We start from the raw sequence: 380 nt of genomic DNA on the forward strand, positions 1-380 counted from the left end.
AATGGAGCAACCAAGGAGCTGCTTTCACTAGACAGCTGAAAAATATGATGCAATTGGCACGTGTAATCACAATCGGTGCGTTAAACCGTGATGAAAGCCGTGGAGCGCATTACAAACCTGATTTCCCGGAACGTAATGATGAAGAATTCATGAAAACGACAATGGCAACTTTCAAGGGCTTGGATCAAGCACCTGAATTCCATTATGAAGATATTGATGTATCACTCATCGCACCGCGTAAACGTGACTACACTACGAAACATTAAAGAGGGGGAGCAAAAAAATGGTTGAAACTAAATCTGAGACTAAAACAGTCCGTTTTATCATCACTCGTCAAGATACACCGGATTCAGCTCCTTATGATGAGGAATTTGAATTAG

At 41.3% G+C, this 380-nt stretch carries 2 pseudogenes; both read left to right on the forward strand.

The window, feature by feature from the left end:
- Positions 1–266: pseudogene (gene sdhA / locus CVN76_RS02145) on the forward strand (succinate dehydrogenase flavoprotein subunit); the annotation flags it as partial.
- 17 nt (positions 267–283) lie between these two features.
- A pseudogene (sdhB, locus tag CVN76_RS02150) lies at positions 284–380 on the forward strand (succinate dehydrogenase iron-sulfur subunit); the annotation flags it as partial.

It is taken from the genome of Bacillus sp. mrc49, assembly GCF_002803435.1.